The following is a 22336-nucleotide window of genomic DNA, read 5'->3' on the forward strand; positions in this document are numbered from 1 at the left end:
TGTACGACGCAAAATCCATGCCTGCCCGCCATGCGGGGCGCCGGCGCGGCGGGCCCGCGCGCCAGAGCGGGCGGGATTACAAGGGAACGGTAAATATTGCCCGGCCGGCAGGGTGGCGCAGACAGCGGCCGGCGGCTGGTCTGGCGGCCGCGCGGGGGGTCAGGCGGCGGCTGAGCCGCCCGCGTCCTTCTCGTAGACGTCCAATCGGTTGTAAAGCGTTTTCAGGCTGACGCCCAGGGTTTGCGCCGCCAGGCGCTTGTCGCCGCCATGGTGGGCCAGCGTCGCCAGGATGAAGTCGCGCTGCGCGTTGCCCAGCGCGGTTCCCACCGGAAAATTCAGCGCGCCGTCCTTGAACTCGGCGCGTGCCGTGGCGCGGGCGCGCGGCAGCTCCACATCGAGCGCGTCGTCGCAGAGGATGTAGGCGCGCTGCACCGCGTTGCGCAGTTCGCGCACATTGCCCGGCCAGTCATGCCGGGCGATGGCCTGCAGCATGCGCGCCGCAAAGGTCTTGCGGGTGCCGTGGCGTTGGTTCAACGCCTCCAGGAAGTGCCGCGCCAGAATGACGGCGTCGCCCTCGCGTTCGCGCAAGGGCGGCACGCGCAGGGGAATCACCAGCAGCCGGTGCAGGAAGTCCTGGCGCAGCCGGCCATCGGCCACCGACGCGGCCGGATCGCGGTTGCTGGCGCATACGATGCGGACGTTGGCGCGCAGCAGGTCGGTGCCGCCCACGCGCTGGTAAGTCCCGGTTTCGAGCACCCGCAGGAAATGCACCTGCATGTCGGGCGACATTTCGGTGACTTCGTCCAGGAACAGGGTGCCGCCGCTGGCCGATTCGAAGTAGCCCGCATTCTGCGCCACCGCGCCGGTGAAACTGCCTTTCTCGTGACCGAACAGTTCGGCGTGGGCCAATGAGCCGCTGATGGCGCCGCAGTTGACGGCAATGAACGGCTTGGCGGCGCGGTCGCTGGCCTCGTGGATGGCGCGCGCCACCACTTCCTTGCCCGCGCCGCTTTCGCCGACGATGAACACGCTGGCATCGGTGTCGGCGGCCAGGCGCACCTGGGTGGCCAGCTTTTGCATCACGGGAGACAGGCCGGAGACATTCATAGTGCTGCCATCGTAGAGGGCTGGGCAGGCCGGGAATGCGACGAGTTGCAAGTAATCGCAAACTTTAGTGCATCGTATCGAATGTTTACGCCAAATCGCGCCAGCTTCGCTATGCTCAAGCGTGGCCGCACAGGTAGCGGGGCCCCTTGCCCGGCTCACGGCCCCAGGAGATTCCATGCCTCATCTGTTGATCGTCGATGACGACGATGCCATCCGCGAGACACTGGCCGAGATCGGACGCGACAGCGGCTTCTCGGTGGCGCTGGCCGCCAGTGTGAAGGATGCCATGATCCAGGCCGAGCGTCAGGCGCCCGACCTGGTCTTGACGGATGTGCGCCTGCCCGAGGGCAGCGGCATGGACATTTTCAAGAACGTTGCCGTGGCCAGCGCCGAGGTCGTGGTGATGACCGGCCACGGCACCGTGGACAATGCGGTGCAGGCGTTGCGGCTCGGGGCCACCGACTACCTGGTCAAGCCGATCTGCATGGAGCGCCTGAACGAGATCATGGCGCGCATCCTGTCCAATTCCGGCGCGGAGCCGGCGGGCATGCCGTTCGAGGGACCCGGGCGCTTTGGCAAGATGTACGGCTCGTCGGCGCCGATGCGCGAGTTGTACCGCCAGATCGGGCGCGTCGCGCCCACCGACGTCACCGTGCTGCTGATCGGTGAAAGCGGCACCGGCAAGGAGCTGGCGGCGCATGCCGTGCATGAGCTGAGCGCGCGGCGCCAGCGGCCGTTCATCGCCGTCAACTGCGGCGCGATTTCGCCGCACCTGATCGAAAGCGAGATGTTCGGGCACGAGCGTGGCAGTTTCACCGGCGCCGACCGCCAGCACAAGGGCTACTTCGAGCGTGCCGATGGCGGCACGCTGTTTCTGGACGAAGTCACCGAGATGCCGCTGGATCTGCAAGTGAAACTGCTGCGGGTGCTGGAAACGGGCCACTTCATGCGGGTCGGCACCAATCGCGAGATCGGTTGCGACATCCGCATCATTGCCGCCACCAACCGCAACCCCGAGCAGGCGGTGCAGGAAGGCAAGCTGCGCGAAGACCTGTACTACCGCCTCAATGTGTTTCCGCTGCAATTGCCGCCCCTGCGCGAACGGGGCGAGGATATCCTGTTCCTGGCCGACCGTTTTCTGCAGGCGCAGAACGAGGAAGCCGGCCGCGCGAAGGTGTTTTCGGCCAACGCGGCGGCGACGCTGGCGCAATACGAATGGCCCGGCAACGTGCGCGAACTGAAGAATTTCGTGCGCCGCGCCTTCATCATGGCCGAGGGCGACGAGCTGGACGCCGACCTGTTGGCGCCGCAGGTCTCGCCCAGCGGCGACCTCGCGGGCGGACAGGTCAGCCTGCCCGTCGGCGAAACCCTGGCGCAGGCCGATCGCCGCCTGATCCTTGCAACGCTGCAGCGTTGCAAGGGCGTCAAGAAGCAGGCCGCCGCCATCCTCGGCATCAGCCCCAAGACGCTATACAACCGCCTGGAGGAATACGCGGCGGCGGGCTATGCGCTGCCTGGCGAGGCACGGCCGGACGGCGCGCCCTGACGGGCGGCCGCCGCCCGCGGGTTTACTTGCCGTGGCGCGTCTTCAGGTCGGCCATGCACGCATCCTTGGCGTTGCCCGACAGGGCATCGCATTTCTCCTTGCCGACCTTGTAGTCGGCATCGTTGCGCGCCTTGGCCGCGTCATGATTGGCCTCGGCCTTTTCCTTGCCGGCCTTGGCGTCGGCCTTCGCCTTGTCGCGCGTGGCTTCGGCCTGCTTCAGACAGACGTCCTTCTGGTTGCCTTTCATGGCGTCGCACTGCTGCTTGTCCATTTTGTACTGGTTATCGATCTGCTCGTTGCTGCGCACCGGCGCGGCGCCCGCGGACGTTTGCGCGGCAGCGGGCAGGGCGAGCGTCGCCAGGCACAGGGCGGCGGCAGGCACGAGCGTGGTGGACAGGCGGATCTTGGACAGATTCATGGATGGCTCCTTGGATAGGCATGGCCCGAGAGTGGCCACGCACCGGCGCTGAGCAATTGCCGTGCCCGTCGCGCCAGGCACGGCAATTGCGGCGTGCCAGGCCGTCACGACGTTGCCGAGGGCAGCGCATATCTGGAGATCCGACGACATGAGTAAATCCGACACCCCCGCATCCGCCGCCGACGCCGGGCGACGTCCCGCCGCTGCGCCGCCGGCGGGCAAGGCCGATACGCCCCGCAGCGATAGCGACGCCGCCCACCGGAGCGGCAAGTTCGGCGCGGACCAGCCGGGCCAGGAGCAGGCGCCCACGCCGCGGCGCGGCGCCGATAAGCGTGCGCATCCGCAAGGCCCGGAATATGAAGAGGGCGGCCAGTATCCCGGCACCCGCGCGCCCGGGAATTCAGGCCAGGCCTGACGGTTCAGGCGTCGTCGGCCGCCAGCCGGCACAGCAGCACGACGCAATGCAGCGCCGCCAGGCCCACGAGCCCGTAGGCAACGCGTGCCGCCGCCGGCCAGGGCAGCATCCGGCTGAACACGTCGAGGTTCACGGCGGCGATGAGGCCGCAATTCAGGCCGCCGGTCACCAGCACGATCAGCGCCATCCAGTCCAGCGGCCGCAGGCCAGGATGTTGCTCCAGGCCGTCGCGCGCGCGCGTGGCGCTGGCGTTCGCGACGGCGATGTCTTCTTTGTCGTAGGTGTGCATGTTTTTCCTGCCCGTGAGCCGAGACGGGGAGCCCCTCAGCAAGCCGCGTGCCCCGGCCGCGGGCGCGGCCCGGCGCGGGGCCGGCTCGCGCGCCGGGCCTACTGGCGGCCGACCACCACGCCGAACAGGAAGGCGGCGCCGGCGACCAGGCCGATGGCCTGCCACGGACGGGCATGGATGTACTGCTCGGTGCAGTCGATGGTCTCGCGCACCATGTCCTGCGCGCTGTCGGAGGCTTCGCGCAGGCTGTGGCGGGTGTCGCGCAACTGCTCGGCCAGGCGCGCCTTGAGGGTTTCCAGGTCGGTGGCGGCGGTGTCGCTCAGGGTTGCTTCCAACTCGTCGATCCAGATTTCCGGATGGCGCCGGCGGCGGCGCGCGCCGCGCTCATCGGCGCCGTTTTCGGGGAAGTCCGAGGGCAGGGGAGTCTGGTTGTTGGCCATGTGGGTACCTCCTGGAGTCTGCGTTGGCGAAAACATGGCCGCGCTCCGCTTGGGGCGCGGCACATGGGAAAAGGCTGGCACGTATCGGCCTGGGCCAGGGTCTTGCATTGCATCGCGTTGTGAATGTTCGTTTTACCCAGGAACCCGCATCCCTGCGCGCCTTGGCACATCCGCTTGCAATTTGGGGCGCCATGTTCATTGCTTGCGGGTTGGCCGGCCCCCGGCAAGCGCCGCGCCCGCACACCGCAAACGCGCCCGGGCACGCCGCTTGCTGAGAGGGATTTCGACGCAACCCGGGAGTTGCGCATGACCAAGACACTACGGGACTTGACTGTCGCCTCCTGGTGGTGGATGGCTTCGAGCAGGTGGTACTGACTGACAAGCTGGCCCTCGCTGCAGGACGATCTGCGCAATGCCGGCGCGGAATGGGTGGACGAGGAAGTGGTGCTGGACGGCCGCGGGATCAGCCGCCGCAAGCGGGACGACATTCCCGCCTTCGACCGCGAGCTGTAGCGTGGGTTGGCGCCGGCGCGTCCCTAGGGTCTGCTTGCCAGCCCCCAGGACGCCGCCATGGTGTAGCGGAGCGCGAAGCCGGAATGTGCCGGCCGCGCAATAGGTAGTTTTACAGGAGAACGCCATGTCTGAACCTCTGTATTTGCATGTCCCGCCCAAGCCGGAGCCGATACCGCCGGGTTCGCCACCGGGCGACCTGCCGGTCGATCCGGATACCGATGAGCCGGAAGTGGATCTGCCGCCGCTCGACCCGTCCACCAAGGAAACGCTGTCCCCGGCCCATTGACTGGGGCCGCGCCAGTCCCCGCATCAAGAAAAACCGGAGCCATCATGTCTACCATCCTGTTGATCGTCCTCATCCTGCTGCTTGTCGGCGCGGTGCCCGCCTGGCCCTACAGCCGGGGGTGGGGCTATTACCCCAGCGGTCTGCTGGGAATCGTGCTGATCGTGTTGATCGTGCTGCTGTTGACCGGACGCTTGTAGCGGCGGGTGGCGCGCGGTGGTAGCGAGGCGTAAGATCTGGCGGCATCTTTTTTGGCGCCATGCGTCACTTTCCGCTTCCAATCCGCAGCAACATGTCCATCCCCCTCCTGATACTGATAGACAGCGTGCACGATTTCGTGCCCGCGATCGAAGCGCGCGGTTTTCGCTGCATTCTTGCCGCCACCGCCGCCGCCCGCGCCCAGGCGATCCGCGACCACGCCGACGAGATCCGCGTGGTGCTCACGCGCGGCGCCACCGGTTTTCACGCGCACGAGATGGCCGCGTTGCCGAAGCTGGAGCTGATCTGTTCACTGGGCGTGGGCTACGAGAATATCGACGTGGCCGCCGCCCGCGCGCGCGGCGTGCACGTGACGCACGGGCCCGGCGCCAACGCCACATCGGTGGCGGATCACGCCATGGCGCTGCTGCTGGGCGCGGCGCGCCGCCTGCCGCAGGCCGATGCCTGGGTGCGGCAGGGACACTGGAGCGGTTTCATGGGGCCGCAGGTCTCGGGCAAGCGCCTGGGCATCCTGGGCTTGGGCACCATCGGGCGGGAGATCGCGCGGCGCGGCGCTCTGGGCTTTGGCATGACGGTCGGCTACTACAACCGGCGGGTGCGTCCCGACTGTGGCTACGCGTATCACGACAGTCCGCGCGCCCTGGCCGAGGCCAGCGACTTCCTGGTGGTGGCGACACCGGGCGGCGCCGGCACGCGCCATCTGGTGGACGCGGCGGTGCTCGATGCGCTCGGGCCGCAAGGCTATCTGGTGAACATCGCCCGAGGCAGCGTGGTCGATACCGAGGCGCTGATCGCCGCCCTGGCCGGCCGCCGCATCGCCGGCGCCGGCCTGGACGTGGTCGAGGGCGAGCCGGAGTTGCCGCCGGCGCTGTTCGGCCTGGACAACGTGGTGCTGACGCCGCACAGCGCGGGCCGCTCGCCGGAGGCCGTTGCGGCGACGGTGGCGTTGTTCCTGGACAACGCCAGCGCGCATTTCGCCGGCAGGCCGCTGTTGACGCCAGTGCCGCCAGGCTGAAGCCCGGGAAAGGCCGGCCTCAGTGCGAGAACATGATCGGCACGGTCATGCTCTGGAGGATCGAGGCGGTGGCGCCGCCCATCGCCCATTCGCGCAGCTTGCTGTGGCCATAGGCGCCCATGACGATCAGGTCGGCGCTGTGGTCGGCCGCGGCGTTCAAGATGGTGCTGCCCACGCCCACGCCCTTGATGTCGCGCCGCACGTGGTCGGGCGCCGGCATGCCCTGGGCGATGCAATAGGTGGACAGGTCTTCGAACGGCACCGAGGCCTCCTTGCGGGAGGCGGCGCCTTCGTCCATGGTCAGCACCACCAGGTGCGAGGCCGTGCGTAGCAGCGGGGCCGCGTCGGCCAGCGCGCGGGCGGCTTCGCGGCTGCCGTCCCAGCAATACAGCACGCGTTCGCCGATGACCGGGAATTCGCCGCTGGAGGGCACCACCAGCACCGGCCGGCCAGCGCTCAGCAACGTCTGTTCGACGAACTCGACCTCGTGCGCGGCTTCGACGTCGTCGCGGTTTTCCTGGCTCACGACCACCAGATCGCTGGTACGGCCGATCAGCGCCACGCAGGCGCTGGGCGTTCCGTCGGCGGCGCGCACCGTGGCCGGCACGTCGAGCGCGGCGGCCGCCTCCAGGAAGGCGTTCTGCACCGAGCTGCGATTCTGCGTCTGCAGGTCGCGGATGACACTGAGCGTGCGCGAGAGCAACACCGATTCGCCATAGTAATACTGCGGCGGCGCCGAGCTGGCGTAGATGCCGACCAGTTCGGCCTGATGGCGCTTGGCCAGGGCCAGCGCCACGCGGGTGCGGCGGGGGCAATCGAATCCGTGATCCAGGTGGACGGAAATGCGGCGATACATGGCGGCCTCCTTTTGTGCGCGACAGGCCTCCATCGTTGCGCGTTCCCGGCCGTGGCCCCTTGATGCGCGTCAAGCGCCCCGCAGTTAGGCGGGGTCGCCGCAAGCGCGGGGCCGGGTCAGGACTGTTGCACTCGGTCGCGCAACTGCCGCACCTGGCGCGCCTGTTGCGCGATGCGCTCCAGCGGCCCGGCCAGCGCGGGCGCGGCGGCGGCGAGCGCCGCCGGCATTCCCAGGTGGCGGATGTCGGCCGCGGGCGTGGGTTCCTGCGGATGCAGCGCGTGCGCCAGCGTCTGGCCATAGTCGCGCAGGGCCGATGCCGCCGTGCTGTCCGGCGGCAGGGCGGGCTGGATTTCCAGCACCGTGCCGGCCGCCGTGACACGCCGCATCGCGTTCAGCAGGTTGACCGCGGTGTCGACCTTGCGGTCCCGATGCACGGGATTCTGCTGCAGGCGTTGCAGCGAGGCTTCGGCATTGTCGGCCGACAGGCAGGCCTGGCGGCGCAGGCCGACGATGTCCTGCGCGGCGCCGGCGCCGCTCTTGGCGCCCGCCAGCGCCCGGACGTAGGCGGCGTGCCGCTCAAGGGCGCGGCTGAGCGCGCCGGCCAGTTGGCGCGGCTCCTTCTCGGGCCAGACCAGGAACCCCACCAGCAAGGCCAGCACGCCGCCCAGTACGCTATTGAAGGCGCGCAATGCCGCCAGCATGGGCTCGTAGATGTCCGGCTGCTGGATGTGACTGACCAGCACGAACTGCGAGGTCAGGAAAAAGGTGAACAGCGCGTAGTGGATGGTGCGGGCGGCAAAGGTGCCCAGGGCGATCGGCAGCACGGCCAGGGCCACCGATAGCGGTGTGCTCAGCAGCAGCCCGAGCAGCGAGGCGCCAATGGCGCCGGCCACGCTGCCGACCACGCGCTCGATGGTGCGTTGCCAGGTGGTCGAGAAATACGGCTGCAGGATGAACACCAGGGTCAGCGACATCCAGTAGCCGTGGTTGACCGCGAAGGTCTTTGACAGGGCCACGGCGATGGTGGCGCCAATGCCCACGCGCAGGGCGTGGCGAAAGGCATCGGACTCGAACCGCAGATTCTGCCGCAGGCTGCGCCAGGCCATCCGCGCGGGCGAATCCACGCGCCGGGCCAGGGCCGGCGCGGCCGGTGCGCCGGCGTCGTCGAACAGCGCGTGCCTGACCGCCTGGGCGGTCTGCTGCAGCCTGTCCAGCACCGGCACCATGGTGGCCAGGTCGGGCGCATGGGCCATGGCGGCGCCACGCAGTTCGTGCAGGCCGGCGGCGAAATGCGCCAGGCGTTCGCGCAGGCATTCGGCCTGGCGCGGATCGCTGACGTCCGACGTGCTGGCGATGGCGTTGGCGACGCTGGCGTAGCGGTGGAAGGCGTGCGACAGGTTGGCGCCGGCGGCGCGGCCGAGCCAGCGTGGCGCATTCGACTCCAGCAGATCGGCCGCCGCCACCAGGGCGATGAAGCTGTCTTCGGCGCTGTCGAGCAGATAGAACAATTGCTGGGCGCGCGCGCGCCGCGATGGCCGCGCATCCTGGACCTCGCCGATGCGGATCCGGGCCGCTTCCAGCGCGGCGCGCACGCCGCTGCGCTGGGGCCGGGTGACGGCGCTCCAGGCCTGCGGCCCGGCGGCCGGGGCCAGGCCGGAATACATGCGCGCCAGCGCATCGGCGAAATCGGCCAGGCCGCGATAGCAATGGGCCACCGCATGCGTCGCGTCCTTCCAGGGGCGGCGGCGCCAGACCAGCGCGGTCATCAGGATGGCCCACAGCGCGCCGGCCACGAAGAACAGCGTGTACGACAGGCTGGCCGCCAGCGTCGGCGCCGGCAGCTCCGCCGCCACCACGAAGCCGGCCGACAGCAGGGTGCCGACGATGGCGGCGGCCGGGCCGAGCACGCGCAACAGGCCGCCGAACGTGCAGCACACAAAGGTCAGCGGCAACAGCAGCCACAGGTGGTTGGCGCTGGCGCTGGCCAGCAGGCAGAACAGCGCGCCGATCAGCCCCAGCGCGAGCATCGAGCCGGCGCGCTGGCGCAAGGGCCCGCCGGGGTCGCCGAAACAGGCCCAGAAGGCGGCGATGGCGGTCCAGCCCAGCCGGGGTTCGTGCGCCAGCACAGCCAGAATAACGGGCGCGGCGCTGATGGCGGCGGCTTGCAGGGCGTCCAGCCAGAGGACGTGGCGCAGCGCAAGGCGCCAGCGCGATAGCAGGGTAGTCACGCGAATGTGGGTCAGGCGAGGGACGGAAAAGTCGCAACGCTACCATGTCGACAAGGCAACACTCCGGCGATTCGTTGGAACGTCCGAATATTGCGGTTTTAATGAATTCACGTCGATGAATACCACTGGTTACATATGTGTGACTTTGACGCCGCAAGCGCGCACAATTGCCTGGAGTAAATGGCCAAAATCGCCTAAAAAAACAGAGGCGATCAAAAGCTGGGGAGTGCACCGGCGCGGCAAGCCTAGACGCCGCCGTATGTGAATACTCATGTCCATTGTGCCTCGCACTGCGCCCGGACAGCGCAGGCCGTAGATCGAGGCACGCCAGGAGCGAACACATGACGCCAACCCACGAGGCTTCCACGAGCTCGGTGGTGAGCGACGATGAAGTCGCCGCCATGATTACCGGCAAAGACGGCCTGCGGGTGCTGCTGCAACCCCAGGTGGATCTGCTGACCGGCCGCATCGTGTCGGCCGAGGCGCTCGCGCGCTGGCAACATCCGCGGCTGGGCATCGTCATGCCGGCCGAATTCATTCCCGCCGTCAACCGGCTCGGGCTGGATCGCACCCTGTTCGAACGCGTCGCGCAACGCGTCATCGACATGCTGCAGACCATGCGGCGCGCCGGCATGGCGATTCCGGTGGCGATCAATGCGCCGGCCTCGACGCTGTCGGACGAGCGCGCGGTCGATTTCCTGCTGGCGCGCATCCATGCCGCCGAACTGCCGGCCTCGCTGCTGCGGGTCGAACTGACCGAAGACCAGCCGATCCGCGAACTGGACGTGTTGCGCGCCAGGTTGGCGAAACTGGAAGAGGCGGGCTGCGAGGTCAGCCTGGACGATTTCGGCACCGGCCATGCGTCGCTGAAATTGCTGTCGGCGATTCCCTTGTCCGAGGTCAAGATCGACCAGTATTTCGTCACCCGCATGCGCCGCAGCGCGGTGGCCTTCGAGATCCTGCGCACCGCGGCCGAACTGGCCACGCGGATGGGGTGGCGGGTGGTGGCCGAAGGGGTCGAGAACGTGGCGGACGTTCCCGCCCTGCGTGCCGCCGGCTGCCGCTACGGTCAGGGCTACGCCTTGGGCCGGCCGATGCTGCTGGACGACCTGCTGATGCGCCTGCGGGTTCAGCGCGACCGTGGCGAACCGCTGGCGGCGCCCGCCAGTTACGCCTCGGCCTGGCTGGATGCGTTTGACCCGCAGGACGCCGAGACCGGCCTGCCGGCGCACGTCACCACGCAGTGAGGGCGGGTCAGGCGTCACGGCATGGCGGCGCCTTTCTGGCCGGCAGATCCTGAATTTACCGGTGACGGGACGGCCCGCGGCCCGCGCGTCCAGCGCAGCCGCTGCAGGCACGGCGATTGCTGAGCCATCGTTGGCGGAATGGTTCCGCCGAATAGGAGACTTGCCATGGCAAACCCGAATCAGCCCGACCAGCACAAGCAGCCGCAGAAACAGCAATCCCAGGAGCCCCCGCCGGATCGCAACCCGCCGGAGCAGCAGCAACCCGGCCAGGGTGGCCAACAGGTGGACAAGAACCGCAATCCGGGCCAGCAGCCCGGTCAGGGCCAACGCTCGCAACCGCAGCGCTGAGGCGCTGACGGCCCGGCGCCCGGCCCACGTGGCGGCTTTGCCAGCGTTCGGGGCAGGGTGAGGGGCGACAGTGCCCGCGTGGATCGCTCCGCGCGGGCACTGTCGCATCCGCACGCGCCGTGTTCGCACGCCGGCCGGCGGGGCGGATCCCGCCGGGGTGGCTGCGCACCGGTCAGGCCGTCCGGCTTGCGCCGGCGCGGGACGCTCGCTAAGGTGCAGGGCTGGGCCGGCCGCCATCGCCCCGGCGGCCGGCTCCCGGTGCGTGACCGCGCGCCGGCCATCGTCAAACGGGATACGCCATGCTCGACCCTTCCCCCCCACCGCGCCGCCGGTCATTCGCGGGCCGGCTGCCGGCGATCCTCGCGCTGGCCGCCGTGCTGTTGGCGGTGCTGGGGGTCGCGGGCAAGCAGGCGGCCGAACAGCGCATCGCCGCCCTGTTGGGCCCGCGCGCCCTGGTGGGCCAGGTCAGCCTGGGATGGCGCGATGTGGTCTTGACCGATGTGAGGATCGCCGGCGCCGACGGCGCGCAGCCGGCCCGCGCCGGGCGCGTGGTGGCCGAACCCGAATGGGGCTCGTTGTTCGGCCGGGAAACCGTGTTCCGCCGGATCACGGTGCAGGACTTCGATTTCGCGGTGGTGCGCGGCGATGAGGGCGATATGCAGATCGCGCCCGCGTTGCGGGCGGCCTTGCGCGAGGCTCATGGCGGTGACGCGGCCACGCAGCCGCGTTCTCCTATTCGCGCCGACGAAATCATCCTGGACGGCGGCCGGCTCGAATTCATCGATGCCGCCATCGCCAGGCCGCCGCACCGGATTCCCTTCGACAAGGTCACGGCAAGCCTGCGGCCGCTGGCGCTGCCGGCCAACGGCCAGCGCAGCGACATGGAATTCCAGGGCTCGGTGCGCGAGAACCGGGTCGGCGCGGCCACGGTGCGGGCCAGCGGCGCGGTCGAGGTCGGCGGCAGCGACGCCGACATGACGGTGGCGGTGCGCAATATGGACATCCGCTACGCCGCGCCCTACCTGGCCGAGAACGGCGCCGGCTCGCTCACGGGCGGCGCCATGGATCTGGACATGCGCACCACCATCGCCAAGCGGCAGTTGCACGCCTCGGGCACGGTGGCCCTGCGCGATCTGAAGTTCAGCGGCGACGGCTCGTTGTTCTCGCTGCCGCGCAAGGCCGTGCTGGCCGCGCTGCAAGACCGCCATGGCACGCTGCGCATGGACTTCACGTTGGCCGGCAGCCTCGACAACCCCAAGTTCTCGGCCTCGCGCGGATTCGCCGCCCAGATCGCGCGCGGTTTCGGCCACGCCATCGGCGTGGGGGCCGAAGGCGCGGCCGGCGGGGTGGCCGGCGCGGTGAAAGACCTGGGCGACGCGATTTCCGATCTGTTCAACCCATGAGTCAGAAGCGGTAGTTGGCGCCCAGTTCCACCCGCCGGCCTTCACCCAGCAACCATTGGGTCTGGTTGTAGTAGGCGGTTTCGGCGTACTTGCGGTCGAACAGATTGAATGCCCGCAACGCCAGCGTCAGATCGCGGCGCGGTTCCCATTGCAGGGCCAGGTTGGTGGTGGTGTAGCCCGCCATTTCCAGCCGGTTGGCCGCGTCCGCGTAGCGTTTGCCGACATAGCGCAGCCCGGCGCTGGCCGTCCATTGCGGCGCGAACTTCCAGCTGACCCAGGCGTTGGCGACGCGTTGCGGCACGTCGGTTGGCACATTGCCGGCGCGCGACACGGCCGCGCCGTTGACCGATTCGCTGAAGTCGTCATAGCGCGCTCGCAGCACGGCGGCGTTCAGATCCACGCGCCAGGCCGGCGTCAGCGCCACCGCCAGCGTCGCCTCCAGGCCGCGCGACGATTGCTCGCCCACCTGGATGCGCAGCGCCGGATCGTTCGGGTCGCGCGTCACCAGGTTGTTCTTGCGGATGTGATAGGCCGCCAGCGTCCATTGGCCCTTGTTGTCCCAGAACGCCTGCTTGACGCCGACCTCGATCTGGCGCCCCTTGGACAGCTCGAAGTCCTTGTTGGCGGGCGACAGCAGCAACAGGCTGCCGATGGGGTCGGCGGCCTCGGCGTACTGGCCGTAGACGGACAGGGTCGGCAGCAGTTCGTAGACCGTGCCGATGCGCCAGCCGACATTGTTGAAGGTGGTGTCGAACGCGGTCCGGCCGGCCACCAGGTCGCGCCGCTTCAGGTCGATGTGGTCGTAGCGCACCCCGCCCAGCACCGACCAGCGGCGAGTCAGCATCAGCCGGTTTTCGGCGAACAGCGCGTACTGTCCGGCAGTGTTGCGGTAGCGCGGCGTGGTGCCCGCCACGTTGATGAAGCGGCCATGGTCGACATCGTAGGGATCGACCAGCGAGGTGCCCGCGTAGGGCGAGTTATTGGTGTGCTTGAGCGAGGCGCGGTTCAGTTCGACGCCCACGGCCACCTTGTTGGCCAGGCCGAACAGGTGGCCGTCGAAGCTGGCGTCGGTGATGGCGCCGACCTGTTGCTGGTCGTGGCGGATGTCGGTGTAGGCACTGCGCTGGATCAGGCCGGTGGCGGCTTGCCAGGTGTAGTTCTCGGCATCGCGGTAGTCGCGGTCGCTGCCGATGTAGTAGACGCGGCTGCGCACGCGCGTGGCGGGATTGGGCGTCCATTCCGCCTTCAGCTCGGTGCGGCTGTCGCGGTAGATGATCTTGCTGTCGGCCACGTTGTAGTTCTTGCCGCGCAGGCGGTAGTCGATGTCGCCATCGACCAGCGGCGTGCCGAAGTAGCGCGTCGGCGCCTGCCAGGCATAGGCCTGGGTCAGCGTGAAGTTCAGCTCGGGCGACACGTCCAGGCGCAGCGCCGCCGTGACGGCCAGGTCGCGCGAGTCGCCCAGGCTGATGCCCGAGTCGCTGTGGTTGCCGCTGAGGTCGAGCCGGTACGACCATTTTTCGTCCAGCGCGCCGCCGCTGCCCAAGCCCAGCCGCTGGGTGTCGTGGCTGCCGACGGTGGCCTGCAGCTCGTTCTCGACCGGGCCGCGGGTGGGCTTCTTGGGAATCACGTTGACCACGCCGCCGATGGCGCCCTCGCCGTACAGCACCGAGGCCGGGCCGCGCAGGACTTCGATGCGGTCGACGGCCCAGGGATCGTAGATGAAGGTCTGGCCGACGCCACCGAACTGGCGCACGCCGTCATACAGCATCGCCACCGAATTCGAATCGGTGAAGCCGCGCGAGGACAGCGACGAACCGCCGTTGCCGGGATGGCGCAGCGTACTGATGCCGGCCGCCTGCGTGATGGCGTCGGTGACGGTGACAGCGCCGCGCTCGCGCAGTTGTTCGTTGCTCAGGATGTCGAGGCTGGCCGGCGTCTCCAGCGGCGTGAGTCCCAACAGCGTGCCGGTGCTGGCTTGCTCCAGCAGGGTGGCCGGGGTGGTTTCACCGGCGACGGCGATGGCCGGCAGGGTGGCGACGCCATCCGGCGCCACGGCGGCGAGAGAGGACTGGGCGTGCAGGGCGGGCGCGAACGCGAGCGCGGTCCAGACGGCCGCGCGCCGGGGCAGGACGCGGCGCGTCCTGGGGTAGGAAAGAAACATGGAAATTCTCGGTAAGCCAAGGGAGCCGCGCGCGGGCGCGGCACAGCGATCAGCGGGATACCGGGAGGGCGGGCGGGGCGCGCGCACCCAGCGGCGGGCCGGGCGGGAAGCCGTCGGCGACAGCCGGCGGGGCGCGCGCGGCCAGCGGATGGGCCATGACCGCGCCCACGGCCAGTAGCAGTGCGAGCGACGGCGGCAACGCCACCACGGCCAGCAGGGCCCCCATGGGGCAGGTCGCGGCCTGGGCCGCATGGCGCTCGTCCGGGGCCTCGTCATGCCGGGCGGGGCCGGCCACCCAGACAGGGCCGGCGGCCGAACACAACTGGATCAGCGTGCCGCGCTGCTGAGTCGCGGGCATGAAGCCCGGCGGCACCAGCGCCTTGAGCGCGAACAACGCCAGCACCAGCCAGAGGCTGGCGGCGTTGCGGACAAGGAGCGGGCGGCGGCGCATGATCGGCGCCCATTCTAGGGCCTGCCGCCCTGAAAGAAAACTCACACCTGCCATCAGGCCGGCGGGCGCGCGCCGGGCTACACCGTGCGCGCTGCCCAGAATGCGGTGCGCACGCCGGGCGCGGCGGCAATGCGCGCGGTTACGCGGTCCAGGTCGAGTTCGTCCACCGAGGCCTCGCTCAGGGCCGCCTCGATCTCGACCTCGTTTTCGCCGAACTGGTCGATCTTCAGCTCAGACAGCGGCAACTGCTCCGCTTCCAGCACGTCTTCGAGCACGGTCATGGCGGCCTGGCGCTGGTCGAGCCGGGCAATGACGTGGATCACGGTGGTGACTTCGGTGGTCTGCGCGTCGACCGGCTGGCGGTTGATGTAGCTGACCACCGGCCGCAGCAGCGTGTTGGCCGCCAGCACGAAGGCCGTCGCCGCCAGGGCTTCGAGGATCAGCGAGGCGCCAGCGCAGGCGCCGATGGCGGCCGAGCCCCACAGCGTGGCGGCGGTGTTCAGGCCGCGAATGCTACCGCCTTCGCGCATGATGGCGCCGGCCCCCAGGAAGCCGACGCCCGACACGACGTAGGAGATCACGCGCGCGCCGCCATCGGGGCCGCCGACGCGGAACGCCATGTCCACGAAGATGGCCGCGCCCACCGCCACCAGCGCATTGGTGCGCAGGCCCGCGGTGCGCTGGCGGTACTGGCGCTCGAAGCCCACGACCGAGCCGAGCACGAAGGCGGTGGCCAGGCTGATCAGGGTGTTGGCCAGCGTCAGCAGTTGGATGTTCTCGAAGTTCTTCATCTTGTTATTCCCGGGGTCAGCGTGTTGTGTGGGAGGCGGCGGCGCGCCGCCGCGGCGGCCGGCATGCGCGCCCGAGCGCAGGGGTCAGGGCAGTTGCCAGACGGAAGCGGCGGTCAGGATGAACGCCAGCACCCAGAGCAGCAGCAAGGCCGCCACCCGCGCGACGAGCAGGCATTTGTACGGGTCTTTCATGACAGTCTCCTTGCCGCCGCTCAGGCCGGCAGTACCGCGATGCGGGCGCCGTCTTCGGTTTCCCAGTGCACCCGGCGCACGTCGGGGCGCTGGCCCAGCCGCAGCGCGATGGCGCTGAGCAGGGCGCGCGCCTGCGGCGGGCATTGCAGCGTGACCGTGGCGCTGGCCAGCCGGGCGGCGTCCGGGCGCGAGACGCGCACATTCAGCACGGGCAGATCGAGGGCCTGCAGCTCCTGATAGAGCTGTTTGCGCAGCGCGTTGAGGGTGTCGGCCATGCCGACGATGGTGATCTGGTAGGTCGGGCGGGCAGGGCGGGTGGCGGCGCCGCGCAGGGGGGCCGCGCCATCCAGGAAGGGCAGGAATTTCTTGATGCGCATGATCGTCTCCAGGGGGAGTACGGTGGAAAAGTCCACATGCATGCGCCGCCGATCCGGCACGGTACGGGCGCAACAAAGCGCGCGGTTCGCGTCGGCAAAGCGGTTTCGGGAAGGGCCCGGGCCGGGGCAGCGGGGCTGCCGGAGCCGGATGGCCGTGTCCTGGCTTTACGCAGGACTCGGCAGAAAACTCTGCGGATCCTGCGTCAAGCGGCGCAAGCAGTCGTGTATCGACTACATCCGTCGTTGTCCACAATGATCTCGGGGTGGTTGAAAGTGCCGCAATTATAGAAAGGCATCAGGGAAAACACCAAGAACAAATTGGCCGATGCGGCAGGATCGGCGGCCGGTGTTTTCTCTTTTTTTCCTTTCAGCTAATATTCAGCTTCCTGAAAGAATGAGAGCACGGCGGAACTCGCCGCCAGCGCTTGCCCGGCAAGCGCCGACGGTTTCGCCATCTATGACCGACGACCCGCCTCCTAGTCGGGCGCCGCTGCCGCAGCGGCGCCCGATCCCCCCTCCCAGCCGGCTTCCGGCGTGCGGCCTTTCCTGGCCGGTTCCCCACGATCTCACCGCCGCGCCCACCCCCCCATCGGCGGACGCGCGCCGCCGGCACGTTGCCTGGCCCGCGCCCCGGTTCTTCGGGACGGCGGCGCTGAACCGTTCTTTTCCTGTCTGTCCCCCGCGACAGCCCCCGGGCTGCCGCACGCGTGCGCGCGTCCGCGTCCGAACCTTCTAGTGGAACGTTGATGATCTTCGAGTGGATGTCCGACCCGACCGCCTGGCTAGGCCTGGCGACGCTGGTCATTCTTGAAATCGTGCTGGGTATCGACAACCTGGTGTTCATCGCCATCCTGGCCGACAAGCTGCCGCCGACGCAGCGCAACCGCGCCCGCATGATCGGCCTGACGCTGGCCATGGTGATGCGCCTGGGGCTGCTGGCCAGTATCGCCTGGGTAGTGACGCTGACCGCGCCGCTGTTCACGGTGCTGGGCGCCGAAATCTCGGGGCGCGACCTGATCCTGATCCTGGGCGGTCTGTTCCTGTTGTTCAAGGGCACCATGGAACTGCACGAGCGGGTCGAGGGCAGCAGTGGCCACGAGGCTGGCCAGAAGGTGCAGCACGCGGTGTTCTGGCAGGTGATCCTGCAGATCGTGGTGCTGGACGCGGTGTTCTCGCTGGACTCGGTGATCACGGCGGTCGGCATGGTGCAGGACCTGAGCATTATGATGATCGCGGTGGTCGTGGCGATGGCCGTGATGATGCTGGCCAGCCGCCCGCTGATGGGCTTCGTGGCGCGCCATCCGACCGTGGTGATCCTGTGCCTGGGCCTGCTGCTGATGATCGGCTTCAGCCTGGTGGCCGAGGGCCTGGGTTTTCACGTGCCCAAGGGCTACCTGTATGCCGCGATCGGCTTCTCGATCCTGATCGAGCTGTGCAACCAGCTCGCGCGCCGCAATCGGGCCAAGGGCACGCATGCCCTGGGCCGCCGCCAGCGGACCGCGCAGGCGGTGCTGCGGCTGTTGCGCGCCGGCCGTGGCGGCCCGGCGTCGCCGCAGGCCGACGACGTGGTGGCGCTGGTGGACAGCGCCGGTGACGAGCCGGCGTTCGCGCCCGAGGAAAGCTCGATGATCGAGCGCGTGCTGGCGATCGGCGCGCACGACGTGCGCGCCATCATGGTGGCGCGCGGCGACATGGTCTGGCTGGACGTGACCGACACGCCCGAGCAGATCGTGCGCAAGTTCGCCTCGGGCCACTCGCGCCTGCCGTTGTGCGCCGGCGATCCGGCCAACGTGCTGGGCGTGCTGCACTTCAAGGACGTGCTGCCGTTGCTGCGCAATCCCGGCCCGATCGACCTGGTGGAACGGGCGCGCCAGCCGCGCTATGTGATGGAAACCACGCCGGTGCTCAAGGTACTGGAGGAACTGCGCGCCTCGCGCGACCACATGCTGATCGTGGTGGACGAGCACGGTGTCTGCGAAGGGCTGGTGACGCCGCTGGACGTGCTGACCGCGGTGGCCGGTGAGCTGCCCGAGCACAGCGGCGCGCCGCCCGAGGCATTGCAGTTGTCGGATGGCTCGTGGCTGCTGGACGGCCGCCTGGCGCTGGCCGAGGCGGCGCGCGTGCTGGACGCGGCGGAGCTGGCCGATGGCGCCGACGACGCTACGCTGGCCGGCCGGCTGCTGCGCGCCGAAGGCCGCATTCCCGACACCGGCGATGTGATTGCGTGGCGTGACTGGCGCTTCGAAATCACCCGTCGCGACGGCCGGCGCATCGACCAGATCCACGCGCGCAGGACAGCCGAGGTCATGGGCGAAACGGCCGCGCAATGACAGGGCGGCGCCGGCAATCAATCCACCGCGACCGGCGCCGACCGCCAGCGCAGTATGAAGCGGGCGCCGCCCAACGGGCTATCGCACACTTCGATCGTGCCTTGGTGGCCGGCGGCGACGCGCTTGACGATGGCCAGGCCGAGGCCGGCGCCGCCGGTGCCGCGATCGCGGCTTTCGTCCAGGCGGATGAACGGTTCAAAGATGCGCTCGCGATCGGCCGGCGCGACACCGGGGCCGTCGTCGTCGACGATCAGCTCGTAGCCGGCTGGGCAGCCGCGCAGCGAGATCTCGATGCGTCCGGCGGCATAACGCACCGCATTCTGCACCAGGTTGAGCAGGGCGCGGCTCATGTAGCGCGGATGCAGTTGCACGTGGGCCGGCAGGCCGTCGCGCACCTGGCAAAGCACGCCGCGCGCATCGGCCTGGTGGGCCACCTGCGCCAGCGCCTCGCCCAGCCAGTCGCGCACATCGACCGTTTCCTGTTTGACGATGTCGTCGGTCGGCCGTTCCAGCCGCGCATAGACCAGCAGCTCGTCGACCATGGCCTCCAGCTCGCCGATGTCGGCGCGCATGTCGTGCAGGATCTGGTCGCGCCTGGCCTGGAATTTCTCCTGGCCCAGCAGGTCGACCTCGAATGACAGCCGCGCCAGGGGCGTGCGCAGTTCGTGCGAGACGGCGTTGGTCAGGCTGCGCTGGTTTTCGACCAGCGCCGAGATGCGCTCGGCCATCTGGTTGAAGCTCTCGCCGACATGGCGGATACCGGAGAAATGCGACAGCCGCGCGCGCACGCCGAGGTCTCCCTGGCCCATCCGCAGCGTGGCGTTGCGCAGGGCATCCAGGTCGCGCCAGACGGGCAGCGCCCACAACAGCAGCAGCACCACCGCCAGCACCATGCTGAGCGCCAGCCAGGCGCCCCAGGTAATCCATTTTTCCAGCATCGGCTCGCCGGGCAGGCGCATTTCCAGCCATTGCCGCGGCTCGCCGGGCAAGGGCGCCAGATAGGTGTTGTACTCGTCGCGCATAATGAAGCCGCGCGCGGCCAGATCCTCTTTTTCCTGCTCGGTGGCCTCGATGCGCTCGGGCGTCACCAGCTTCAGCTCCAAGCCGTAATGGGGCCGCAGGGCGTCGCGGATGAAGGCCGCGCGGGATTCCGGCGCGATCGGATCCAGCTCCTTGTGCAGGGCGTACATCTGGCCGCGCACGGCTTGATAGGACAGGTCGGCGCTGACGGAGTCGAGCAGATAGCCCAGGCTGCGGTTGACCAGCTGCGAGGCGGCAATATAGGCAATGGCGGCGACCACGAAAATTCGGATCGTGAACTTGAGCATGCGGGCATTCCTGTGGGCGCGGGGGCCGCACAGCTGCCGTCCGGGCGCGCCGCTCCATCGCGGCCGGCTGCGGTAGGCTACAGAGCCCGGTGGCAGCGATCCGACGGGATTTGTATGGAAATTGTGAAAATTCATGCACTGGCGGGTCCGCGCCCATGCCGCCGGACGATTGAAACGGCGGCGTCGCCCGGCTATAAGCTTGACTGATGGCGTGCCGCGATTCGCCGGACGCCAGCCGATTCCAATGTCTCTTCCCCATGCCGCAGCAACCGCCTTTCCATGATGAACGCGTCGCCAGTACTGCCGCCGCCAGCGAGGCCGCGCCGGCCGCGCGCGGCACGTGTCTGGAGGTATTCCTGGCCTTCCTGCGCCTGGGGTTGACCGCCTTTGGCGGGCCGGTGGCCCACCTGGCCTATTTCCGCGTGGAGTTCGTCGACCGCCGCCGCTGGCTCGACGACTACGCCTTTTCCGACCTGGTCGCGCTATGCCAATTCCTGCCCGGGCCGGCCAGCAGCCAGGTCGGCATGGCCCTGGGGCTGAGACGGGCGGGGTGGCCCGGCATGCTGGCCGCCTGGCTGGCGTTCACGCTGCCTTCGGCGCTGGCGATGATCCTGCTGGGCCTGGGGCTGGCGCGGTTTGGCGGGCTGGCGGCCGCGCCGGCGGTACATGGCCTGAAGGTAGCGGCCGTGGCGGTCATCGCCCAGGCGGTGTGGGGCATGGGCCGCTCGCTCTGTCCGGACCGGCCGCGCGCCGGGCTGGCGATCGTCGCGGCCTTGATCACGGTGGCGCTGCCCACCAGCGTGGGGCAGGTGGCCGCCATCCTGCTGGGCGCGGTGGCCGGCGCGGCACTGCTGCAGGTGCCGCCGCGGCCCCTGCTGGCGAATCGGACGCCGGGCATGTCACGCGACGCCGGCTATGCCTGCCTGGCGCTGTTCGGACTGCTGCTGGCGGCGCTGCCGCTTTGGGCCCACCTGTCGGGCATGCCGCTGGCGGCGCAACTGGCGGGCTTTTACCGGGCCGGCGCGCTGGTGTTCGGCGGCGGCCACGTGGTGCTGCCGCTGCTGGAAACGGCCGCGGTCGGCGGCGGCATGCTGTCCGGGGCGGATTTCCTGGCCGGCTACGGCGTCGCCCAGGCGATGCCCGGGCCCCTGTTCACCTTTGCCGCGTTCCTTGGCGCGGCCTCGTCGGGCCCGCTGTCGGGCTGGGCTGGCGGCCTGCTCATGCTGCTGGCCATCTTCCTGCCGGGCGCGCTGCTGGTGGCGGGGGCCCTGCCGTTCTGGGAAAGCCTGCGACGGCGCCCCGGCGTGCGCAACATGGTGGCGGGCGTGAACGCCGCCGTGGTCGGCATCCTGCTGGCGGCGTTGTACGACCCGGTCTGGACCCAGGCGATCCTGGGCAAGGCGGACTTCGCGCTGGCGCTGGCGCTGTTCGGCCTGCTGGTCTATGCGCGTTGGTCGCCGCTGTGGGTGGTGCTGGCCGCCGCCGGCGGCGGCTGGGCGCTGGGCTGGCTGACCTGAGCCGGCCCAGCGCCTGGCGCGGGTCGCGCCGCGTCACTGGCGCCAACGCGGCGCGCGCTTTTGCAGGAAGGCGTCGATGCCTTCGGCGGCGTCGTCTTCCATCATGTTGCGCGCCATGACCTCGGCGGCGTAGTCGTAGGCCTCGGCCTGCGGCATCTGGCGCTGAGCGTAGAACATGCGTTTGCCGTAGCGGATCGCGGCCGGGCTCTTGGCCACGATGACATCGACCAGGGCCCGCACGCGCGTGTCCAGTTCGTCGGCGGGCGCAACGTCGTTCAGCAGCCCCCAGTCCAGTGCCCGCGGCGCGTCGATGAAACGGGCGGTCACCAGCATTTCGAAGGCGCGCTTGGTCGAGATGTTGCGGCTGAGCGCCACGGCCGGCGTCGAGCAGAACAGGCCGGCGTTGATGCCCGACACGGCAAAGCGCGCATCGTCGGCGGCCACCGCCAGATCGCAACTGGCCACCAATTGGCAGCCCGCCGCGGTGGCGATGCCGCGCACCTTGGCGATGACCGGCACCGGCAGCGCCTGCAACCCCTGCATCACGCCACTGCACTTGCGGAACAGCGCCAGGTAATAGTCGAAGGACGGCTGGCCGCGCATTTCGCGCAGGTCGTGGCCGGCGCAGAAGGCGCGGCCGGCGGCCTCCAGCACCACGCAACGCAGGGACGGCTCGCGCGCCAGCGCGTCGATCTCGGCGCGCAACGCGTCCAGCAGGCCTTCGGACAGGGCATTGAATTGGGCCGGACGGTTCAGCCGCAGCGTGGCGACACCGTCGCTCAGGGTACGCGCCAGCAGGGGGTCGTGCGCCGAGGAATCGAGGGCCATGACATCTCCGGAAAAGGGGGCGATGCCTCGATAG

General features: G+C 69.4%; 22 protein-coding genes and 1 pseudogene. 11 read left to right on the forward strand and 12 right to left on the reverse strand.

Annotated features, from left to right (window positions below; all coding sequences use genetic code 11):
* Window positions 1-159: 159 nt before the first annotated feature.
* Complete coding sequence (locus ACN6O8_RS08235) at window positions 160-1107, reverse strand: sigma-54 interaction domain-containing protein (RefSeq protein WP_427990564.1); 948 nt, start codon at window positions 1105-1107, stop codon at window positions 160-162.
* Between the two features lie 175 nt (window positions 1108-1282).
* Between ACN6O8_RS08235 and ACN6O8_RS08240 the strand changes: the two genes are divergently transcribed.
* Window positions 1283-2653 (forward strand): sigma-54-dependent transcriptional regulator, encoded by a 1371-nt coding sequence (locus ACN6O8_RS08240; protein WP_427990565.1) that lies wholly within the window; start codon window positions 1283-1285, stop codon window positions 2651-2653.
* A 22-nt stretch (window positions 2654-2675) separates the two neighbouring features.
* Here ACN6O8_RS08240 and ACN6O8_RS08245 read toward each other — a convergent pair whose 3' ends face one another.
* Window positions 2676-3071, reverse strand: coding sequence for a hypothetical protein (locus ACN6O8_RS08245; protein ID WP_427990566.1), 396 nt, complete (start codon window positions 3069-3071; stop codon window positions 2676-2678).
* Between the two features lie 148 nt (window positions 3072-3219).
* Here ACN6O8_RS08245 and ACN6O8_RS08250 point away from each other — a divergent pair, with 148 nt between their 5' ends.
* Window positions 3220-3486, forward strand: coding sequence for a hypothetical protein (locus ACN6O8_RS08250; RefSeq protein ID WP_427990567.1), 267 nt, complete (start codon window positions 3220-3222; stop codon window positions 3484-3486).
* A 4-nt stretch (window positions 3487-3490) separates the two neighbouring features.
* Here ACN6O8_RS08250 and ACN6O8_RS08255 read toward each other — a convergent pair whose 3' ends face one another.
* Both ACN6O8_RS08255 and ACN6O8_RS08260 read right to left on the reverse strand, forming a co-directional pair.
* Entirely contained in the window at window positions 3491-3775 is a 285-nt protein-coding gene (locus ACN6O8_RS08255; RefSeq protein ID WP_427990568.1) for a DUF378 domain-containing protein, read from the reverse strand.
* A gap of 98 nt (window positions 3776-3873) precedes the next feature.
* The gene (locus tag ACN6O8_RS08260) at window positions 3874-4215 is read right to left on the reverse strand and encodes a DUF883 family protein (RefSeq protein ID WP_427990569.1); all 342 of its coding nucleotides are present in this window, start codon (window positions 4213-4215) and stop codon (window positions 3874-3876) included.
* 375 nt (window positions 4216-4590) lie between these two features.
* Here ACN6O8_RS08260 and ACN6O8_RS08265 point away from each other — a divergent pair.
* From ACN6O8_RS08265 to ACN6O8_RS08280, 4 genes and pseudogenes are all read left to right on the forward strand, one after another.
* A pseudogene (locus ACN6O8_RS08265) lies at window positions 4591-4728 on the forward strand (DJ-1/PfpI family protein); the annotation flags it as partial.
* Window positions 4729-4852: 124 nt separating this feature from the next.
* A complete protein-coding gene (locus ACN6O8_RS08270) occupies window positions 4853-5014 on the forward strand; it encodes a hypothetical protein (protein ID WP_427990570.1) in 162 nt (53 codons plus the stop codon).
* Window positions 5015-5058: 44 nt separating this feature from the next.
* The gene (locus ACN6O8_RS08275; RefSeq protein ID WP_427990571.1) at window positions 5059-5211 is read left to right on the forward strand and encodes a DUF3309 family protein; all 153 of its coding nucleotides are present in this window, start codon (window positions 5059-5061) and stop codon (window positions 5209-5211) included.
* Between the two features lie 92 nt (window positions 5212-5303).
* Window positions 5304-6245, forward strand: coding sequence for a 2-hydroxyacid dehydrogenase (locus tag ACN6O8_RS08280; protein ID WP_427990572.1), 942 nt, complete (start codon window positions 5304-5306; stop codon window positions 6243-6245).
* A gap of 19 nt (window positions 6246-6264) precedes the next feature.
* Here ACN6O8_RS08280 and ACN6O8_RS08285 read toward each other — a convergent pair whose 3' ends face one another.
* A complete protein-coding gene (locus tag ACN6O8_RS08285; protein WP_427990573.1) occupies window positions 6265-7101 on the reverse strand; it encodes a universal stress protein in 837 nt (278 codons plus the stop codon).
* Between the two features lie 116 nt (window positions 7102-7217).
* Window positions 7218-9329, reverse strand: a complete 2112-nt coding sequence (locus tag ACN6O8_RS08290; RefSeq protein ID WP_427990574.1) for an FUSC family protein — start codon at window positions 9327-9329, stop codon at window positions 7218-7220.
* Window positions 9330-9670: 341 nt separating this feature from the next.
* Between ACN6O8_RS08290 and ACN6O8_RS08295 the strand changes: the two genes are divergently transcribed.
* From ACN6O8_RS08295 to ACN6O8_RS08305, 3 genes are all read left to right on the forward strand, one after another.
* Window positions 9671-10576, forward strand: a complete 906-nt coding sequence (locus tag ACN6O8_RS08295) for an EAL domain-containing protein (RefSeq protein ID WP_427990575.1) — start codon at window positions 9671-9673, stop codon at window positions 10574-10576.
* Window positions 10577-10741: 165 nt separating this feature from the next.
* Entirely contained in the window at window positions 10742-10924 is a 183-nt protein-coding gene (locus ACN6O8_RS08300; protein ID WP_427990576.1) for a hypothetical protein, read from the forward strand.
* Window positions 10925-11223: 299 nt separating this feature from the next.
* Window positions 11224-12327 (forward strand): DUF748 domain-containing protein, encoded by a 1104-nt coding sequence (locus tag ACN6O8_RS08305; protein ID WP_427990577.1) that lies wholly within the window; start codon window positions 11224-11226, stop codon window positions 12325-12327.
* Window position 12328: 1 nt separating this feature from the next.
* On the opposite strand, the gene ACN6O8_RS08310 is transcribed toward ACN6O8_RS08305, so the two are convergent.
* The 4 genes from ACN6O8_RS08310 to ACN6O8_RS08325 form a co-directional block, all read right to left on the reverse strand.
* Window positions 12329-14488 carry a TonB-dependent receptor gene (locus ACN6O8_RS08310; protein ID WP_427990578.1) on the reverse strand — a complete coding sequence of 720 codons (2160 nt, stop codon included), beginning with the start codon at window positions 14486-14488 and terminating at the stop codon, window positions 12329-12331.
* A gap of 49 nt (window positions 14489-14537) precedes the next feature.
* Entirely contained in the window at window positions 14538-14939 is a 402-nt protein-coding gene (locus ACN6O8_RS08315; protein ID WP_427990579.1) for a DUF2946 family protein, read from the reverse strand.
* A 77-nt stretch (window positions 14940-15016) separates the two neighbouring features.
* Window positions 15017-15730, reverse strand: coding sequence for an MgtC/SapB family protein (locus ACN6O8_RS08320; protein ID WP_427990580.1), 714 nt, complete (start codon window positions 15728-15730; stop codon window positions 15017-15019).
* 212 nt (window positions 15731-15942) lie between these two features.
* Complete coding sequence (locus ACN6O8_RS08325) at window positions 15943-16299, reverse strand: hypothetical protein (protein WP_427990581.1); 357 nt, start codon at window positions 16297-16299, stop codon at window positions 15943-15945.
* Between the two features lie 746 nt (window positions 16300-17045).
* On the opposite strand from ACN6O8_RS08325, the gene ACN6O8_RS08330 reads away from it, so the two are divergent.
* Window positions 17046-18629, forward strand: a complete 1584-nt coding sequence (locus ACN6O8_RS08330; protein ID WP_427990582.1) for a TerC family protein — start codon at window positions 17046-17048, stop codon at window positions 18627-18629.
* A gap of 17 nt (window positions 18630-18646) precedes the next feature.
* Here the strand turns inward: ACN6O8_RS08330 and ACN6O8_RS08335 are convergent, their stop codons facing one another.
* A complete protein-coding gene (locus ACN6O8_RS08335; RefSeq protein WP_427990583.1) occupies window positions 18647-19957 on the reverse strand; it encodes an ATP-binding protein in 1311 nt (436 codons plus the stop codon).
* 257 nt (window positions 19958-20214) lie between these two features.
* On the opposite strand from ACN6O8_RS08335, the gene chrA reads away from it, so the two are divergent.
* Complete coding sequence (chrA, locus tag ACN6O8_RS08340; RefSeq protein WP_427990584.1) at window positions 20215-21474, forward strand: chromate efflux transporter; 1260 nt, start codon at window positions 20215-20217, stop codon at window positions 21472-21474.
* 33 nt (window positions 21475-21507) lie between these two features.
* Here chrA and ACN6O8_RS08345 read toward each other — a convergent pair whose 3' ends face one another.
* A complete protein-coding gene (locus ACN6O8_RS08345) occupies window positions 21508-22302 on the reverse strand; it encodes an enoyl-CoA hydratase (RefSeq protein ID WP_427990585.1) in 795 nt (264 codons plus the stop codon).
* Window positions 22303-22336: the final 34 nt, after the last annotated feature.

Source organism: Achromobacter sp. (assembly GCF_050285565.1).
GTDB lineage: Bacteria > Pseudomonadota > Gammaproteobacteria > Burkholderiales > Burkholderiaceae_B > Achromobacter.

Excerpts from the sequence above, each read along its gene's own strand:
- ACN6O8_RS08235 (WP_427990564.1), bottom strand. The coding sequence starts at position 1,107 with ATGAATGTCTCCGGCCTGTCTCCCGTGATGCAAAAGCTGGCCACCCAG.
- ACN6O8_RS08240 (WP_427990565.1), top strand. The coding sequence starts at position 1,283 with ATGCCTCATCTGTTGATCGTCGATGACGACGATGCCATCCGCGAGACA.
- ACN6O8_RS08245 (WP_427990566.1), bottom strand. The coding sequence starts at position 3,071 with ATGAATCTGTCCAAGATCCGCCTGTCCACCACGCTCGTGCCTGCCGCC.
- ACN6O8_RS08250 (WP_427990567.1), top strand. The coding sequence starts at position 3,220 with ATGAGTAAATCCGACACCCCCGCATCCGCCGCCGACGCCGGGCGACGT.
- ACN6O8_RS08255 (WP_427990568.1), bottom strand. The coding sequence starts at position 3,775 with ATGCACACCTACGACAAAGAAGACATCGCCGTCGCGAACGCCAGCGCC.
- ACN6O8_RS08260 (WP_427990569.1), bottom strand. The coding sequence starts at position 4,215 with ATGGCCAACAACCAGACTCCCCTGCCCTCGGACTTCCCCGAAAACGGC.
- ACN6O8_RS08270 (WP_427990570.1), top strand. The coding sequence starts at position 4,853 with ATGTCTGAACCTCTGTATTTGCATGTCCCGCCCAAGCCGGAGCCGATA.
- ACN6O8_RS08275 (WP_427990571.1), top strand. The coding sequence starts at position 5,059 with ATGTCTACCATCCTGTTGATCGTCCTCATCCTGCTGCTTGTCGGCGCG.
- ACN6O8_RS08280 (WP_427990572.1), top strand. The coding sequence starts at position 5,304 with ATGTCCATCCCCCTCCTGATACTGATAGACAGCGTGCACGATTTCGTG.
- ACN6O8_RS08285 (WP_427990573.1), bottom strand. The coding sequence starts at position 7,101 with ATGTATCGCCGCATTTCCGTCCACCTGGATCACGGATTCGATTGCCCC.
- ACN6O8_RS08295 (WP_427990575.1), top strand. The coding sequence starts at position 9,671 with ATGACGCCAACCCACGAGGCTTCCACGAGCTCGGTGGTGAGCGACGAT.
- ACN6O8_RS08300 (WP_427990576.1), top strand. The coding sequence starts at position 10,742 with ATGGCAAACCCGAATCAGCCCGACCAGCACAAGCAGCCGCAGAAACAG.
- ACN6O8_RS08305 (WP_427990577.1), top strand. The coding sequence starts at position 11,224 with ATGCTCGACCCTTCCCCCCCACCGCGCCGCCGGTCATTCGCGGGCCGG.
- ACN6O8_RS08310 (WP_427990578.1), bottom strand. The coding sequence starts at position 14,488 with ATGTTTCTTTCCTACCCCAGGACGCGCCGCGTCCTGCCCCGGCGCGCG.
- ACN6O8_RS08315 (WP_427990579.1), bottom strand. The coding sequence starts at position 14,939 with ATGCGCCGCCGCCCGCTCCTTGTCCGCAACGCCGCCAGCCTCTGGCTG.
- ACN6O8_RS08320 (WP_427990580.1), bottom strand. The coding sequence starts at position 15,730 with ATGAAGAACTTCGAGAACATCCAACTGCTGACGCTGGCCAACACCCTG.
- ACN6O8_RS08325 (WP_427990581.1), bottom strand. The coding sequence starts at position 16,299 with ATGCGCATCAAGAAATTCCTGCCCTTCCTGGATGGCGCGGCCCCCCTG.
- ACN6O8_RS08330 (WP_427990582.1), top strand. The coding sequence starts at position 17,046 with ATGATCTTCGAGTGGATGTCCGACCCGACCGCCTGGCTAGGCCTGGCG.
- ACN6O8_RS08335 (WP_427990583.1), bottom strand. The coding sequence starts at position 19,957 with ATGCTCAAGTTCACGATCCGAATTTTCGTGGTCGCCGCCATTGCCTAT.
- chrA (WP_427990584.1), top strand. The coding sequence starts at position 20,215 with ATGCCGCAGCAACCGCCTTTCCATGATGAACGCGTCGCCAGTACTGCC.
- ACN6O8_RS08345 (WP_427990585.1), bottom strand. The coding sequence starts at position 22,302 with ATGGCCCTCGATTCCTCGGCGCACGACCCCCTGCTGGCGCGTACCCTG.